The following is a 16,515-nucleotide window of genomic DNA, read 5'->3' as shown; positions in this document are numbered from 1 at the left end:
GGGGCGCGCGAGCCGTAGCGGCGCAGCGCACCGGACTTCATGCAAGGAGCTTGATTGATATGTCTCACGACACGTTCGACGAAAACGACTGGAAGCGATTCCTGAAACACATCGGCGAAGACCCGAACCGCCCCGGCCTGCACGAAACGCCGTCGCGTGTGCAAAAAGCATGGCGTCAATGGACGGCCGGCTATGCTCAGGATCCGGCCGAAGTACTCAAGGTTTTCGAAGACGGGGCGGAGCAGTACAACGAATTGATCGTCGTGCGGGGCATCCCTGTCTATAGTCATTGCGAGCACCATCTCGCACCGTTCTTCGGCAAGGCGACGATCGGCTATCTGCCCAATGGCAAGATCGTCGGATTGTCGAAGCTCACGCGTCTGGTCGACTGCTTCGCCCGCCGCTTGCAAGTGCAGGAGCGTCTGACGACGCAGATCGCCGAAGCGCTGATGACGCATCTGCAACCGAAGGCCGTCGGTGTGGTGGTGTCGTGCCGTCACATGTGCATGGAAAGCCGTGGCATTCGCACGGCGGGTGAGGAGACGGTGACGTCTTCGATGCTTGGCGAGTTGCAGCCCAATCTGGCGTTGCGCACCGAGTTCCTCGCGCTCGCTCGCGACAATTGATCGCGCAGCGGTAAGCGGATAAGAAAAAGCGCCGGCGGGACACTCCCTGCCGGCGCTTTTTCTTTGTGGCGTGTCGGGGCGTTCGACCGGCTTACCGGCCGTAGCGCGCCACGATGGTCGAGCCGTTCAGCGTATGACCGGCGAGCGCGGCGGAAAGCCCGTTGGCGTCGAGCCCTGCCGGCAACTGACCCGGTTCGATATCGGTTGCCGTTACCGTGATGATGTAGTGATGCGGTGTATCGCCGACTGGCGGGCAAGCGCCCCGATAGGCCATCGCGCCGCTGACGTTCTTGCCGACGGTGACCTGCCGTCCGGTTTCGTTACCCGCGCCAGCGGCGAGCGACGAGACCGTGGCCGGAATGTTGTAGGCGACCCAATGCACGACACCGCCGCCCTTCGCACCGTCGGGGTCCTTCATTGTGACGACCACGCTGTGCGTGGCTTGGGGCAGATTCTTCCATTCGACAGGCGGACTGACATTCTTCCCGCCGCACTCGCCCAGTCCGGCATGAATCGCGGGCAGCAGGCCGCCGTCCGCAAACGCGCTCGACGAGACGCTCATGCCTTCGGCCCGCGCCGTACCTGCGGCGAGCGCCATCGCGACAGCCGCCACGCTTGCCGCGCACGTCGCGCCTGTGGATGAAAGCCATTTCATAAGCGTGCCTCCTATTTGGCAGATGCAATGATGAGTTTGAATGGTAGTGCAAGCAGTGCCGTGCCCGCTACACCGGCACACCATAGGGCGATAAACCACCCCCAGCGAATCAGGGTCTGCTGCCACGGGCTGCGTACGACAGCCCGTTCGCGCTGCCTGCGCGCTGCGGGGCGAACGAGATCAGTGATGGTACGCATCGTGAGTCACCTTGCCGCGAAATACCCAGTAGGCCAGCATCGTGTAGGCGATGATCACCGGAATGATGAAGGCCGCACCCCATAGCGAGAACGACAGACTCGAATGCGGCGCGGCGGCGTCCCGGAGCGTGATGCCGGGCAGAATCGCATAGGGATAGGCGCTGATGAGCAGACCGCTGTAGCCGAGAAACACGAGGCCGATGGCGAGCCAGAACGGTGTCGCGTCGTGTGCACGGCGCAGCACCCGGCGCATGGCGAGCGTGGCGCCCCCGACGAGGAACGGCACCGGCAGGCATCGCCAGAACCACTGGTCGTCGAACCAGCGCTCGGCCACGAGTGGCAGTTGCAGCGGTGTCCACAGCGAGACGATGGCCATGGTCGCCACGAGCGCCAGCGTTAGCGGCCAGGCGAGCACACGCATGCGGCGCTGCAAATCGCCCTCGGTCTTGCCGATCAGCCAGCATGCGCCGAGCAACGCATACGTCACGAGCAGGCCCAGGCCGGCGAACAGATTGAAGGCTGTGACCCAGGCAAAAGCGTCTCCCGCGAACTGGCCGTTCTCCACCGGAATGCCGGACAGATACGCACCGATTGAAACGCCCTGAAAGAACGTCGCCCCGGCCGAGCCGCCGATGAAAGCCAGATCCCACCACTGCCGGGTGCGGCGTGACTTGCCGCGAATCTCGAACGCTACGCCGCGAAAGATCAGGCACACCAGCATGAACACGAGCGGCAGATACAGCGCCGAGAGCAGCACCGAGTACACCATTGGAAACGCGGCGAGCAAGCCGGCGCCGCCGAGCACGAGCCAAGTCTCGTTGCCGTCCCAGACCGGGGCGACGGAGTTCATCATCGTGTCGCGTTCGCGCGCATCGGGGAAGAACGGAAAGAGAATGCCGATGCCGAGGTCGAAACCGTCGAGCACCACGTACAGAAACAGGCCGAGGGCAATGATGGCGGCCCAGGCTAAGATCAGATCCATGAAATTCTCGCTAAGGTCGATGTCGTGTCGGGCGACGATCAGGTCGCGTGCGCTCGGTCGGTATCCATCCGTCCGGACAGGCCCGACAGGGCTGGCGCAGTTTGCGGCACGAGGTGTGCGTCGTGCGGCGCATGGCCGTTGCCGGAGGCCGTCGACGGATCGCCGGGCAGTACCGGGCCGCTGCGCAGAATCTTCAGCAGGTAATACACGCCGGTGCCGAACACCAGAAAGTAGGCCAGCACCAGAATCAGCAGCGAGACCTGCACCTGTTGGGCGCTGACGGGCGATAGGGCATGCGCGGTGCGCATCACCCCGTAGACGACCCACGGCTGGCGCCCGGCCTCGGTGGTGACCCAGCCGGCGAGCAGGGCTACGAAACCGGTCGGCGAGAGCACGAGCATGGTGCGGGCGAAGCTGCGCGATGTGAAGAGCGTGCCGCGACGGCGCAGCCACACTGAGGCGAGTGCTGCGGCGATCATCGCCAGGCCAAGGCCAACCATGATGCGAAAGCTCCAGAACACCAACGGCACGTTGGGGCGTTCGTCCTTCGGAAACGCCTTCAGGCCGCGAATCTCGCCGTCCCAGCTATGCGTGAGGATGAGGCTGCCCAGATGCGGTATTTCGAGCGCGTAGCGTGTGGTTTCGGCCTCCATGTCGGGCCAGCCGAACAGGTTGAGCGGGGTGCCACCGGTCTTCGTCTCCCAAAGCCCCTCGATGGCGGCGAGCTTGGCGGGCTGATGCTCCCGCGTGTTCAACCCGTGAAGATCGCCCACGACGGCTTGCAACGGCGCGAAGATCAGCAGCAGCCACATGGCCATCGAGAACATCGTCTTGACGGCCGGATCGCGACGGCCGCGCAAGAGATGCCAGGCGGCGGTGCCCGCCACGACCAGCGCGGCCACCACGAACGCGGCGATGCTCATGTGCGCCAGTCGATACGGGAAGGACGGGTTGAAGATCACGTCCCACCACGACAGCACGACCACGCGGCCGTCGACGATTTCGTAGCCTTGCGGCGTTTGCATCCAACTATTCGACGCGAGGATCCAGAACGTCGAAATCAGCGTGCCGATGGCCACACACAAGGTCGCGGCGAAGTGTGCGCGCGGACTCACGCGATTCCAGCCGAACAGCATGATGCCGAGGAAACCGGCTTCGAGGAAGAACGCCGTCATCACCTCGTAGGCGAGCAGCGGACCCGTGACCGCGCCGGCGAAGCTCGAAAAGCCCGACCAGTTGGTGCCGAACTGGTAGGCCATCACCACGCCTGAGACCACGCCCATGCCGAAACAGACGGCAAAGGCCTTCGACCAGAAGCGGCAGAGATCGAGATAGTGCTGCTGACGTGTTTTGAGCCAGAGACCTTCGAGAACGGCGATGAAACTCGCCAGACCGATGGAGACAGCGGGGAAAACGATGTGAAACGAGACCGTGAACGCGAATTGCAGGCGTGCGAGGTCGAGGGCTTCCGGAACGGCAGTCATGTGGCGCTCTATGTATGCAAATTAACCCTGTCTTGTATGGCGTCAATATTTATAAAGCGCCATTTCTTTGCATGCATGTTAGAGGTTGCTGCGTTGCAGCACGCGTGACAAGTCGTCACATGTGGCGCATTGACGCGGCATGCGAGAGGCTGCCGATCGGCGCTACTTGTATGTTTTTCAAGTGATTTATGTGGGCGTCCCGTGCGACGTCATGTCACACGGGGGCGCGGTGCCGCGAGGGCCGCGTCTTAGCTGAGCAGTCCGGCGCCGATATTGATCGACAGCCCGAGTACGGCCAGATTGAAGAAGAACGAGAGGATCGCCTGTGCGAGCGCGGCGCGTCGCATGCGGCGCGATTTCAGCGCAACGTCGGCGGTCTGCGACGCCACGGCGATGGTGAACGAGAAGTAAAGGAAGTCCCAGTAGTCCGGATCGCAGTCGCGGTCGGGCCACGCCAGTGCATAGGGCGATTCCGTGTCCGTGAAGTACAGCCGTGCGTAGTGCAGCGTGTAGATCGTCGGCACGAGAAACCAGCCGGCGATGAGTGTGGTTGCGGCGAACAGGACATGTTCGGATGTCTGGTGCGGGATGCCGGATTTGGCCCCGGCAAGAATGTGGACGATGGCGGCCACACTCGCAATGGCCGACAGGCTGACTACGCTGAGCACGACGGCGGCGCTCTGGTCTTCTTGTTCGGCGAAGCGCTCGATGCTGCGTTTGGGCGCGGTGACCATCATGAGCCAGATCATCGCGAGATAAGACCAGGCGCCCGCGTTCCAGCCGATCAGTGTGCGCGTGACGGCACTGGGCTCGCCTTTCACGACAATCTGAACGAACAGACCGGCAATGACGCCAACGACGATGGCAATGAGCAATCGAGGGTGGAAGCGAACCAGATGCGGGAAGAGCTTGGCATTCATGAAAGATGTCCGAACGGTGACGGCGGGCGGTTCGATTATCCACCAACGCCGTCACTTGCCCGATTAACGGGACAGCACTAGCACGACGAAAATCGTATTGATTGCCGCGTGCAGCACGATGGGGGCGGCGAGGCCGCGTGTTTTCTTCACCAGCCAACCGGCCGTAAGCCCGATCAGTAGATAGAAGAGGAAACGCCGGGCGTCGACGTGAACGGCAGCGAAGATCGCCGCTTGCCACAGGTTCGAGGCGAAGAAGCTCATATGACGCGTCAGGCCGCCCAGCAGGCAGCCGCGGAAGACGAATTCCTCGACAATCGGCACCGCGACGGCAAGCAGCAACAGGGCGAGCCACGTACCGCCCAGTTGCGCCGCACCGCGTGCGATCCCCTCGGCCCACTGAGGCACCTGCCCGCCAGCCGGTCCGTGGCGCGCGGCCAACCAGCCACCGAGCGCAGCGAGCGCGACGAGGATGACGGGCCAGATGAACCATCTCGCCTTCCACTTGCCGGTGCCGAGCCACTGGCGCCAGCCAAAGCGCCATAGCGTCGCGCACAGGGCAAGCGCGATGACGCCGAGCGTCACGGCGTGCGCGATGGCGAGCCTGGGCTCCAGCAGCGGCATGTTGTTACCGACCCGCAGCGCGAATTGTCCCACCATGAGGACGGGCACGATCCCCGTGATCACGCAGAGCGCCGCCAGACCATACCAGGCGTGGCGCAGACCGATGCCGTCGAACAGAGGAGCGGTCGGGCGTCCCTTGCGCGCGCGTACGGTGCCGACATAGTGCACGGGGAACATCAGCAGGCCCGGCGACAGGGCGACGAGGAGCACGCTGCCGACGAGCGTGGCCAACAGTGGGAGGAAGACCAGTCGAAACGCTGCGGCGGGTTCTATCGTCAGCAGCACCCCATACGATTGGGAGAGCGGCCAGAGGTTGCCCTTCTCGTGTTCGAGCGATGCCTGGAGGGCGGCTTCCGTCGCCTTGACATCGCCGGCGGCGAGACCGACCTGCAGGCGAAGCGCGCGATTCTGGGGTGTCTCGTTGGCGCCTTGAGGCGACGCGGCCAGCGCACGCTGCGCGCCGGCCGCGTCGCCTGCCTGAAGCAGGGCACGCGCACTTGCGTGCGGATCGACCTTCAACCCTGCCTTCTGCATGCGCTGCAGCACCTCGCGCGCCGTGGTGCCCGGCAGTACGTCGTGCGCGGTATTGATCCATGAATTCGCGACCCATGGTGTCTTGGGCACAGGGGCATTCATCAGCAAACGCTTTGCCTCGTCCTTTCGGCCCGTCGTTGCGAGGTAGCGAACGGCGCTCAGCAGCACCGGGGTATCCGGTGCCAGCCTGGCGGCTTCCACTGCCTGCAGACCGGCATTGCGCGTGTCTTGTGTCGCCTGATACGCGCTGGAGAGGGCGGCATGCAGACTCGCGCGATCCTTCTCCGGCCAGCGCCCGGCCGTGGGCAGGAGGGCAGTGCCCTGCGCAATCGCTGCCTTGCCATAGACACCCTGTAGCAGATACAGCGCGACTTCCGGTACCTCCGAAAATCTGGCTTTCAGATTCTGCTGACACGCTTCCAGGTCGTTCTGGGCTTGCCCGGCCCATCGCAACTCGTCCGACCAGGAGAAGTTCTGCATGAACCGGCAGCGCGCCATGACGAGCGCGGCGTCGTCGGGCCGGGCGCGCACGGCAGCGGTGTAGTCCGAGACGATCTGACGATATTTGGTGAGAGAGGCGGCGTCGACCTGCTTGGACGTCTCGTCGAGGTTCAGCAGGCCCTGAGGCGGCGAGGCGGTGGCTTGTGCGGCGTCGAGATGCGCAAGTGGCGAGAAGCCGAGCGCCGCGACCACTAGACAGAGAAGGGTGCGGTACACGCGAGAGGTCCAGGAATGTTGTTGTCGCTCACCGCCGGAAACGCGGCCAGCCTGAATGGGAATAACGACCGATAGCGGGTGAACTGTAGCGTAGCCCCTCGGTAATGGCAGGTCAGAGCGGGCAGGTCAGGGCGGGCACAGATATGGTGCGCCGCCGCATCGCGATGCGGCATTGTGCCCGTTGCCGTGTCACCGGCGGTGTGACAGGCACGCTGCGGCGCACTGCGCATGACACGCCGCCATGACGGATCGATCAGGTGCAGGGCCTTGCGTTGCGGGGCTTGGCGAGGAATGCGCGCCTGCCGTGCCGGCACATGGCACGCCACTTGCTAACCCTTGCATAAGGCCAAAGGCGGCCGAGTGAAGACAAGCGAATTTTCTGCACCGCATTCATGCCCCCGCGTCAGCGGGGACTTCGGGGCAACGGCGTCCCGAAGCCATAGGCCTGTTCACAGGCGTACGGCTTCGGGACGCTTTTTTTTGGGCATACGAACACGAGGGTATCCATGAGCACGCTCACGCAATCGTTGAAAAGTGGCAACTGGCGCGCGCTGGTTGCGTGTTTTCTCTACTTCGACACGGGTTTCACCGTCTGGGTGATGCTCGGGCCGCTGGCGCCGTTCATCGGTAAAGACATCGCGATGACGCCCGCGCAAACCGGCTTTCTCGTGGCCGTGCCGGTGTTGGGGGCGGCCATTCTGCGCGTCACGCTGGGCAATCTTTATCAGGCTTTCGATGGCCGCAAGATCGCGTTGATGGGACTTGCACTCTCGGCCATTCCGTCTGTGGTCTTGCTGCTCATGCCGGGCACGCCGTCGTACACGCTGCTGCTGGTGCTCGGCGTGCTACTCGGCATTGGGGGGGCGAGCTTCGCCGTAGCGTTGCCGATGGCAGGCAGCAACTATCCGCCGAAGGTGCAGGGGCTGGTGCTCGGTCTCGCTGCGGCGGGCAACATCGGCGCCGTGCTCGATGGCTTCATGTTCCCCGGACTGGCCGAGCACTACGGGTGGGCGCATGCGGCGGGTGCCGCACTGCCGTTGCTCGCCCTCGCCGCGTTGGCGCTGGTGTTCTGGGCGAAGGATCAGGGTGTGAAATCGGGCAGTGCACCGCGCGCGTTCACGAGCTTCATCATCAGCGTGTTCGGTCTCGTTGCACTCGTGCTGTGCGTGCATGCGGGCGCTTTCGGTGAAGGCAAGGCCGGTGTGCTGTTGCTGCCGGTGCTGGGCGCGCTGCTCGCGATTGCCGTGCTGCCGCGTCACTATCGCGGCGTGCTGGCCGAGCGCGACACGTGGGTCATCATGCTGGTCTACAGCATCACGTTCGGTGGTTTCGTCGGCATGTCGTCGTATGTCACCACGTTGCTTATCTCGTTGTATGGCATGCCGCGTATCGAAGCGGGTCTGTTCATGTCGCTGCTCGCGTTTCTCGGCGCGCTGGTACGTCCCATCGGCGGTTTGGTTGCCGACAAGATTTCCGGTGTGCGTGCGCTCGTGCTGCTGCTCGCGGCGATTTCGGCCATCGACCTGATCTTCGCCGCGTGGATGCCTCCGCAAGGGGCCGGTATCACCCTGCTCGTGCTGGTCTACGTGTGCTTCGGTCTTGGCAACGGCGCGACGTTCCAGCTTGTGCCGCAACGCTGGCAAGGCAAGACGGGCCTGATGTCGGGCATCATCGGCGCCGCCGGCGGTATCGGCGGCTTCTATCTGCCGGTGATCATGGGCATCGCGAAGGAGTCGACGGGCAGCTATCAGATGGGCTTCGCCACGTTCGGTGCATTGGCGGCGCTTGCGTTCGTGCTGGTCGTTGCTCTGCGCACGCACTGGATGTCGTGGGCACTGCCCAAAGAAGTGGCTGGCGGCGCTGTCCTCGCGGGGGGCGTGGCGCACGTCGAGTAAGCGCGGTGCGCATATTCCACGCGGCCCGGCGATGCTCCGGCACGGCGGGCCGTTTTGTTTCCCCGCGACGCATCGCATAGACTGTCGGGCAAGATCGTATTCCCGCAGGAGACACCATGCGTCTGGGCGTTCCCAGCCTCTCGGCGTTGCAGGCCTTCGAGGCCAGCGCCCGTCATCAGAATTTCGCGCAGGCCGCACAGGAGCTTGCACTCACGCATGGCGCCGTCTGCAAACGCGTCGGCGAACTCGAGAAGCATCTCGGCGTGGCGTTGTTCGAGCGCGTGAAGCAACGGCTGGTCTTGACACCGGCCGGTGCGGAATACGCCAAGCGCATTCGCGTGCATCTCGACCAGATTCGACGCGACACGCTCGACGTCGTTCAGCAAGGGCAGGAGACGGCGCTGGAAATTGCCGTCGGCGTGACATTCGCCGCGCAATGGCTGATTCCACGGCTGGACGATTTCTACGCAAACACGCGCGACGTTCGCCTTCACATTCTCGGGCGCGATCAACCCGTGTTCTTCGAAGACTCCGCGTTCGACGCCGCGATCTACTTCAGCACGCGGCGATGGCCCGGCATGCCGGGTACCGCGCTCATTACCGACGATTCTCTTATGCTTGTCGCGGCACCCCGTCTGCTTGAGGGGCAGGCGTCGCTCTCGCTGGAACAGATCGCCGCATTGTCATGGATCTGCCCGCGCGACCTGCCTCGCGTGTGGGACGACTGGCTCGCGTCGCTGGGCATGCACGACGCGTCCACCGTCGGGCAGGACGTCAAACCCCTGCGCAGCGAACAGCGTTACGACATGTTCATCATGGCGATCAACGCGGCGGTGGCGGGGCTTGGCATTGCTTTGCTGCCGCGCGTGCTGATCGAGCGCGAACTGGCCAGCGGCACGCTGGTGCAGGCGCATCCGCATACGCTCGCCAATCCGCAGACCATCTATTTTTCCTATCCGGCGCAGCGCCGCGACTGGGCGCCGTTGCGCCAGTTCGACGTCTGGTTGCGTCAGGCGGTCGAGGCTTATCGGGCAGACAACGCTGACAGATCAGGGCTTTCGCGCAGCACCTGTTCGTAGAGGCCCTGATAACCCAGCCACGCCACATAGTCGGAGCCGAGCAGACGATACACCTCGCGGGCTTCGCTGTCGGAGAGCACTTCAAGCGGGCCTGCCGCCTCGGCGAGCAACTGCACTTGCGCGCATCGCTCCATCGCGAGAAAGCGATAGGCCGCGGCGTCGACCGACGAACCCACCGTCAGCAACCCGTGATTGAGCAGCACGGCGGCGCGCTTGTGTCCCATCGTCTGAGCGATGCGACGGCCCTCGTCGGCACCGAGCACGAGCACATCGCCGCGAAACAGCACGTGGTCGTCGTAGAAGAGGCAGGCTTCCTGATTGATCGGGGCCAGCGGGCGTGCGCGTGCCGAGAAAGCGCGTCCGTGTGTCGTGTGCGTGTGCGCGGCCGCCGTCACATGGGGCAGGGTGGCGTGAATGCCGGCATGAATCGCCATGGCTGCGGCATTGACCGGACCTTGGCCGTGATGCAGGCCACCCGCCTCGTCGACGAGAATCAGATCGTCCGGATGAATCGACGAAAAGTGCTGCGCGTAGCGATTGACCCAGAAGCGGTCGTGAAACTCGGGATCGCGCACGGTGATGTGGCCGGCGATACCCTCGGCGAGACCGAAGCGCGCGAAGATCCGGAACGCCACCGCGAGACGCAGCTTCCGGTCGGCGCGTTCGTCCTCGACGTTATCGAACGCACGCGGCTTGGGCAGGGGGGCGCCAAGTGGCGTGGGAATGGCAAAAGCCTCGTGCGGCATGTTCATTGGGACGCTCCGTCGGGTGGGGATGCCGTGCATGCCGAGTCCGGAAGACGTCGTGGCGCGGCGCATCGGCTGACAGCGAATTGTCCGGGGACGGGCGCGGCTCGTCTATCGACGAAAAGTCACTGGTCATGTACTTGCCGCGCCGGTTGCCGTCATGCGCGGCGTATGGACAATCCCGGGGAATGACTCGCCCGGCCGGAACAGTCCGTTGAGCGTCGCGCCGCTGGCTGCGCCATCGAAGCCGTCGAAGCGGCCTTCGGCAAGTGCCGTCGCCGCATGGATGAAGCCGCCCCATGCGGCGCGGGCAAGCGCACCGCCGACGCTCACGCGCCGCACCCCGAGGTCGGCCATATCTTGCAACGTCAGCGGCGACGTCGACCCGATCAGCACGTTCACCGGCTTGGGCGCGACGGCTGCGACGACAGCCTGAATTTGCTCGACCGACTGAATGCCCGGTGCATACAGGCAATCGGCACCCGCTTCGGCATAGGCTTGCAGGCGCGCAATGGTGTCGTCCAGATCGGGCACGCCGGCGAAGAAATTCTCCGCGCGGCCAATGAGGAGCGTGTCGCCACCGGTCTCGTCGATAGCGCGGCGGGCGGCCTTCATGCGCGCGGCCGCTTCGTCGAGCGGGAAGAGCGGCGCGTTGACGTTGCCGGTCGAGTCTTCGATCGACAACCCGGCAACGCCCGTTGCCACAGCCATCTTGACGCTCTGCGCCACATCATCGGGCGTTTTGCCGAAGCCGCTCTCGAAGTCGGCGTTGACCGGCAGATCGGTGGCGTCGACCAGGGTTCGCAAATGTGCGAGTACCGTGTCGCGCGTCACGCCGTTGTCGGGATGCCCCGTCGACCAGGCAAAGCCCGAACTGGTCGAGGCGATGGCCTTGAAGCCGGCGTGTTCGAGATACCGGGCGCTGCCCGCGTCCCACGGATTCGGGATCACAAAGCAACCGGCGAGGTGGAGTTTGCGAAAGGCGGCGCGTTTTTCTGCGGTGCTGCGTGGCATGACATGTCTCCTTGATGAGGGCGCAGTTCCTTGCACGCTGCGCGCGGAATTCCCGATCATCGCGGTTTTGCGCGGGGCTCGCAAGGCAGACCAGGGGGCATGTGAAGCGTAATGCCGACTGCCGGACGTTTTTCGCGTGTCGAACCGGGATGGAGGGCTGCGCGTGCGCTGTAATCGGCCGTAACAACCATTTTTTGCGGCAACGCGGGAATAAGCACGATTCAACTCGCGTTATGCAATCATCTCCACTGTATTTTCAGGATGTCCGACGTGAGTGCCTCACCTCCCCCAGTTTCTTCCGTGTCTGCTCGCAAGCCCGGCGTGACGTTGTATGAAGACGTCAGGTACACCCGTGTGGCGATGCTGCTGCATTGGGCTGTCGCATTGTTGATGCTCGGCAATGTCGCCATCGGTCAGACAGTCGCGTTGCTGTCCGATGCCACGCTCGAGAAGATCGACGTGCGCTTCTGGATCGATCTGCACAAGTCCATCGGCATCACCGTGCTGGGCCTCGCGATCCTGCGCATTCTGTGGCGTGCGACGCACCGTCCGCCGGCACTCTCGCAAGTCTTTGCTTCGTGGGAGCGTGCGGCCGCGCATCTGGTGCATTGGTTGCTGTATGTCGTCATCTTCGCGCTGCCGCTCTCGGGCTGGGCGCACGACTCGGCGTGGGTGGCGGCATCGACGCACCCACTGGTGCTGTTCGGCAGCGTGCCGTTCCCACGCATGGGTTTCCTGATGGCCATGAACGATGCGAGCAAGGACTACTGGCACGGGCTGCTGGGTAACGTTCACACTTACTGCGCCTATAGCTTGTACGTGCTGCTGGCGTTGCATATCGGTGGTGCGCTCAAGCATCAGTGGATCGATCGTCACCCGGTGCTCGGCCGGATGCTGCCGTGAGCACCGGCATGACGATGAAAGCGTCGCGGCTCGACGCGGCACGCGAGGCGCACTCGCCGCGCTTCACGCTGCCGCCGACGCCGTTCGCGAGTTGGTTCGTGCATACCGGTGTGGCGGTGCTGTGGTGCCTGTTGTTCGCGCAGGCGTTCTTCCTCAAGGGGGTGTTCGCCTGGGGGACCGGGGTGGCCTACGTCGTATATGACACGGCGCTGCTCGCGTTCGTGTTTTGGCAGGCATGGCGTCTGATGCGTCCCGATCCCGAGGAGACAGCGGCGCTGGCGAGTCGCGATGCCGCCAACGTCCGGTTGACGCTCGGCGTCGTGGTCGCGGCGCACAACGAGGCGGCTGCACTGCCGGTGACGTTGCGTGCGCTCATGGCGGGATGCAGGGTGCCCGACGCTATCGTCATCGCCGACGACGGATCGCAGGATGGCACGGCGGCGCTGCTTACCGGTGAATACGGTCTCACGGACCCCGGCCAGGGGGGGCTCAGTGCGCCGAGCCGCCGCTACCCGAATCTGCGATGGCTGCGCGTGCCGCACGGTGGCAAGGCGCGTGCGCTCAACGCGGCGCTGGTCGGCATGGAGACGGACGTCGTGATGACGGTCGATGCCGACACGTTGCTCGACATCGGCGCGTGTGCCGCGATGCACGACGCGTTTGCGCATCGCCCGAAGCTGGTGGCGGCGACCGGTGTACTCACCCCGGTGTGCGGCAACACGGCGAGCGGGCGTGTGTTGCAGTTTTTCCAGACGTACGAGTACATCCGCAACTTCGTTTCGCGCTTTGCCTGGATGCGCGCAGACGGCCTGCTGCTGATCTCGGGGGCGTTTGCCTGTTTCCGCCGCGAGGCAGTGCTGGCCGTGGGCGGATTCGACCCGGCGTGCCTGGTCGAGGATTACGAACTGATCCATCGCCTGCGCCGTTATTCGGTCACGCATGGGCAGGGATGGGAGGTTCGCGTGGTGGGCGGTGCGCAGGCGATCACCGACGCGCCGGGCACGCTGACGAGTTTCCTGCGTCAACGGCGCCGCTGGTTTGCGGGGTTTCTCCAGACGCAATACTGGTATCGCGAGATGGTCGGCAACGGCCGTTACGGCAATCTGGGACGTTGGATGCTGCCGGTGAAGGCATTCGACACGCTTCAGCCGATCTACGGTCTTACCGCTTTCGCGCTGCTCGTGACGTTCGTGTGCGAGGGGCATTACGGTGTGGTGCTGCCGGTGTCGGGCATCATCCTTGGCAAGATCGTGCTCGATCTCGGCTTTCATCTCTGGTCGGTGCACGCCTATCGGCGCTGGACTGGGCGCCGCACGGGCACGAGCCTCGGGCTGGCGTTTTTCGCGGCCGTGCTGGAGCCGTTTTCGTTCCAGTTGATGCGTCACACGGGGGCAGCGCTGGGGTGGGGCCATTTCCTCACCGGACGCCAGCGTTGGGGAGTTCAGGTGCGACGCGGTATCCTGTCGAGCGAGCGCGAGACGGAGGTGTCCCGCGACAGGTGATTTTCCGGCAGTGTCCTTTTTCCGATGATTCGATCTTCGATGTGGTTGGCCATGGTGTGTGCGCTCGGCGGTGTGTTGAGTGCCGGGTGCAGTGCGCCCGAGCGCAGGCCGTCCGGTCCCGACTATGCCGCACTGGGAGGCGCGGCTGAAGTGCGTGGCGACTGGGATGGCGCGCGACGCGCCTTCGGGCAGGCGGTACTGGTGGCCGATCAATCGGGCTGGCCGGCATCGCAACGCGCGGCCATTCACTTCGACTACGGCCGGGCGCTGGGCGTGACCTGCTACTACACCGAGGCCGAACGAGAGCTGAGCCTCGCTTACGATCTCGATATTCTGACGGCCCGTTATCGGTATCCGGCACTCATCGAGCTGGCGCGGCTGTCGCTGGTGCAGCGGCAATTTTCACAATCGGCGAAGTACTTCGGCCGGGCGCTGGGTTCGCTCGATCGCATGGAGGCGGCGCGCAAGGTGCCGTACGCGTACGTCGAGGTACTCGACGATTACGCGCTGGCGTTAGGCGGCGCGGGCGATGCCGAAGCCGCTACCCGCATCATTGACCGTGCGGCGAAGGTGCGCGCCGGTCTGGACGACGCGCCACCGGGGCAGGCGAGTTCGCGCACGCCGTACGGCACGCATTGTGGCCAACCGGCGGCGGGGGCACGATGAACTTCCTCCGCGCTCCCCTGGAAAGCGCCGGCGACTTCGACGAAATCATCGATGTTCGCACCCCGCTCGAATTCGCCGACGACCACATCCCCGGCGCCATCAATGCGCCGGTGCTCAGCAACGAGGAACGGGTAATCGTCGGCACGATGTATAAGCAGGTGTCCCCATTTGATGCCTCGCGCGTGGGCGCGGCCATGGTCGCGCGCAACATCGCCACGCATCTCGAGACGACTTTCGCCGACCGGCCGCGCAATTGGCGTGCGCTCGTCTATTGTTGGCGAGGCGGCATGCGTTCCGAGTCGATGACCGTCATCATGAACAAGATTGGCTGGCGCGCACGCCAGCTCGAAGGCGGTTACAAGGCCTACCGGCGTGATGTCGTGGCGTCGCTCGACGCGCTGCCGCCCACGCTTGATTACATCGTGCTGGCGGGGCACACGGGCAGCGGCAAGACTCGCCTGCTGCATGCGCTGGACGACTCAGGGGCACAGGTACTCGATCTCGAGGCGCTCGCCATGCATCGCGGTTCCGTGCTGGGCGCAATGCCGGACGTGCCGCAGCCCTCGCAGAAATCGTTCGATACCGCGTTGATCGGCGCGTTGCGTGGTTTCGACCCGAAGCGGCCGGTGTTCGTCGAAGCGGAGAGCCGCCGGATCGGGCGCATCACCCTGCCCGAGTCGCTGATGACTTCGCTGCGCGGCTCGACGGTCTGTGTCGAGGTGAGCGTTTCTCTCGAGGAGCGTGTCGATCTGTTGCTGCAGGAGTACGGCCATTTGTTGGCGTTGCCGGACCACTTCCGCACACAACTGCTTCGGCTGGTGCCGCTTCACGGACGCGCCGTCATCGATCAATGGCTCGCGTTGTTCGACGCTGGACAGCAACGAGAACTGTCGGAAGCGCTCATCACGAGACACTACGATCCCGCGTATTCGCGAAGCGCTCGAAAGATGCTGCCGGGGCTGGCGACAGCCATCCCGTTCGGGTTCCATCCGGGGGCGCAAGACCTGCGCGCGCAGGCGCAGGCCTTGCTCGCACTCATTTCACCAGCAGACAGATCCGGGTGCGCAACTGCGCCGGAGGCGTCGAGCGGGGATCGTTGAGATATTGCTCGAACATCGGGAAGTCGGCGGGCTCCAGGCCACTGTTTGGCAGCCATTCCGAAAACAGCCACTGATAAGGCCGGTTCATCTCGTTATACGGCCCGGTGTACGTCAATACCGCACAGCGCCCGGCGGGAATCTCGAAGCGTTCCAGATCCTTGCCGACATCGGCGCCGGCGGGTACGGACACGCCCGCTAATGAACGCAATTGTTCGACGGGTACCTGTTCGGGATCGTCGAGGTAGACCCCGAAGCCGGTGGCGTCGGGGTGGGCCAGCCCGTGGGCCGACGCGAGCATGAACGCGCGCACGAACACGGGGCCGATTTCCTGATAGCTGCCGCTGTGCTTGAGCACGGCGAGGGTTGTGGCGGGGAACGACTCGACGGCGATCGGATACATGATGAGCTCCTTGGGATCGATGGGGCCGGAGCGAGCGTCGCGGTAGCGTCCCGGCGGCATGCCGAAGAACGTGCCGAAGGCCCGGTTGAAGGCCGCATCCGACGCATAGCCGGCCCGCGACGCCACAACACGCATCGAATCCTCAGACCCGGCCAATGCCACCGCCGCACGATGCATGCGAATGCGCTGCACCGTGGCGTTCACCGTCTCACCGAGCAATGCGCGGTAGATCCGATGAAAGTGATACGGCGACAGACATGCCAACTCCGCGAGGTGGTACAGATCCGGCGTACTGTCCGGATGACTGGCAAGCCATGCCAGCACGGGCTCCATGCGTTGGGCATATCGAAGACGGGTCTCGGGTTTCATTTGCGCTCCTTGGACGCCAATGTATCGTCGGACGATTTGCCGATTTTGCGATTTATGGGGTTGGGCTATCGCTGTTGGCCAAGCGTGTCTCAATCGTGCGGTGTG

General features: G+C 64.3%; 15 protein-coding genes. 7 read left to right on the top strand and 8 right to left on the bottom strand.

The genetic code is table 11. The features are described 5' to 3' along the window. The first annotated feature begins 59 nt into the window (after positions 1–59). A complete protein-coding gene (gene folE / locus C266_RS05360) occupies positions 60–626 on the top strand; it encodes a GTP cyclohydrolase I FolE (RefSeq protein WP_010806227.1) in 567 nt (188 codons plus the stop codon). A 91-nt stretch (positions 627–717) separates the two neighbouring features. Here folE and C266_RS05355 read toward each other — a convergent pair whose 3' ends face one another. The 5 genes from C266_RS05355 to C266_RS05335 form a co-directional block, all read right to left on the bottom strand. After that, on the bottom strand, positions 718–1,281 hold the full coding sequence (locus C266_RS05355; protein WP_010806226.1) for a YbhB/YbcL family Raf kinase inhibitor-like protein: 564 nt from the start codon (positions 1,279–1,281) through the stop codon (positions 718–720). Positions 1,282–1,461: 180 nt separating this feature from the next. Continuing rightward, on the bottom strand, positions 1,462–2,460 hold the full coding sequence (gene cydB, locus C266_RS05350; protein ID WP_010806225.1) for a cytochrome d ubiquinol oxidase subunit II: 999 nt from the start codon (positions 2,458–2,460) through the stop codon (positions 1,462–1,464). 38 nt (positions 2,461–2,498) lie between these two features. Then, positions 2,499–3,944, bottom strand: a complete 1,446-nt coding sequence (locus C266_RS05345) for a cytochrome ubiquinol oxidase subunit I (RefSeq protein WP_010806224.1) — start codon at positions 3,942–3,944, stop codon at positions 2,499–2,501. 248 nt (positions 3,945–4,192) lie between these two features. Next, positions 4,193–4,864: a DUF1345 domain-containing protein gene (locus C266_RS05340; protein ID WP_010806223.1), complete on the bottom strand. Its 672-nt coding sequence runs from the start codon at positions 4,862–4,864 to the stop codon at positions 4,193–4,195. Between the two features lie 63 nt (positions 4,865–4,927). After that, on the bottom strand, positions 4,928–6,736 hold the full coding sequence (locus tag C266_RS05335) for a CPBP family intramembrane glutamic endopeptidase (RefSeq protein ID WP_010806222.1): 1,809 nt from the start codon (positions 6,734–6,736) through the stop codon (positions 4,928–4,930). A gap of 506 nt (positions 6,737–7,242) precedes the next feature. On the opposite strand from C266_RS05335, the gene C266_RS05330 reads away from it, so the two are divergent. Beyond that, entirely contained in the window at positions 7,243–8,631 is a 1,389-nt protein-coding gene (locus tag C266_RS05330) for an MFS transporter (RefSeq protein WP_010806221.1), read from the top strand. Positions 8,632–8,747: 116 nt separating this feature from the next. Next, positions 8,748–9,710 (top strand): LysR substrate-binding domain-containing protein, encoded by a 963-nt coding sequence (locus tag C266_RS05325; RefSeq protein WP_010806220.1) that lies wholly within the window; start codon positions 8,748–8,750, stop codon positions 9,708–9,710. Here the strand turns inward: C266_RS05325 and C266_RS05320 are convergent. Continuing rightward, a complete protein-coding gene (locus C266_RS05320; protein WP_010806219.1) occupies positions 9,656–10,462 on the bottom strand; it encodes a class II aldolase/adducin family protein in 807 nt (268 codons plus the stop codon). The two genes, C266_RS05325 and C266_RS05320, sit on opposite strands and share 55 nt — an antisense overlap. 126 nt (positions 10,463–10,588) lie before the next feature. Then, positions 10,589–11,470 carry an oxaloacetate decarboxylase gene (locus C266_RS05315; RefSeq protein ID WP_010806218.1) on the bottom strand — a complete coding sequence of 294 codons (882 nt, stop codon included), beginning with the start codon at positions 11,468–11,470 and terminating at the stop codon, positions 10,589–10,591. A gap of 360 nt (positions 11,471–11,830) precedes the next feature. On the opposite strand from C266_RS05315, the gene C266_RS05310 reads away from it, so the two are divergent. Genes C266_RS05310 through mnmH form a run of 4 tightly spaced genes read left to right on the top strand, consistent with a single transcriptional unit; the run spans position 11,831 to position 15,641 of the window. Then, a complete protein-coding gene (locus C266_RS05310) occupies positions 11,831–12,373 on the top strand; it encodes a cytochrome b (RefSeq protein ID WP_246189805.1) in 543 nt (180 codons plus the stop codon). An 8-nt stretch (positions 12,374–12,381) separates the two neighbouring features. Further along, positions 12,382–13,875 carry a glycosyltransferase gene (locus tag C266_RS05305; RefSeq protein ID WP_371257035.1) on the top strand — a complete coding sequence of 498 codons (1,494 nt, stop codon included), beginning with the start codon at positions 12,382–12,384 and terminating at the stop codon, positions 13,873–13,875. A gap of 39 nt (positions 13,876–13,914) precedes the next feature. After that, on the top strand, positions 13,915–14,541 hold the full coding sequence (locus C266_RS05300; protein WP_010806215.1) for a lipopolysaccharide assembly protein LapB: 627 nt from the start codon (positions 13,915–13,917) through the stop codon (positions 14,539–14,541). After that, entirely contained in the window at positions 14,538–15,641 is a 1,104-nt protein-coding gene (gene mnmH / locus C266_RS05295; RefSeq protein ID WP_010806214.1) for a tRNA 2-selenouridine(34) synthase MnmH, read from the top strand. Before C266_RS05300 ends, mnmH begins: the two co-directional genes overlap by 4 nt. Here the strand turns inward: mnmH and C266_RS05290 are convergent. Next, positions 15,577–16,410 carry a GyrI-like domain-containing protein gene (locus tag C266_RS05290; RefSeq protein ID WP_010806213.1) on the bottom strand — a complete coding sequence of 278 codons (834 nt, stop codon included), beginning with the start codon at positions 16,408–16,410 and terminating at the stop codon, positions 15,577–15,579. The genes mnmH and C266_RS05290 overlap by 65 nt on opposite strands. Positions 16,411–16,515: the final 105 nt, after the last annotated feature.

The organism is Pandoraea sp. SD6-2, assembly GCF_000389825.1.
Lineage (GTDB): Bacteria > Pseudomonadota > Gammaproteobacteria > Burkholderiales > Burkholderiaceae > Pandoraea > Pandoraea communis.
This window is presented reverse-complemented; position numbering and strand designations above follow the sequence as displayed.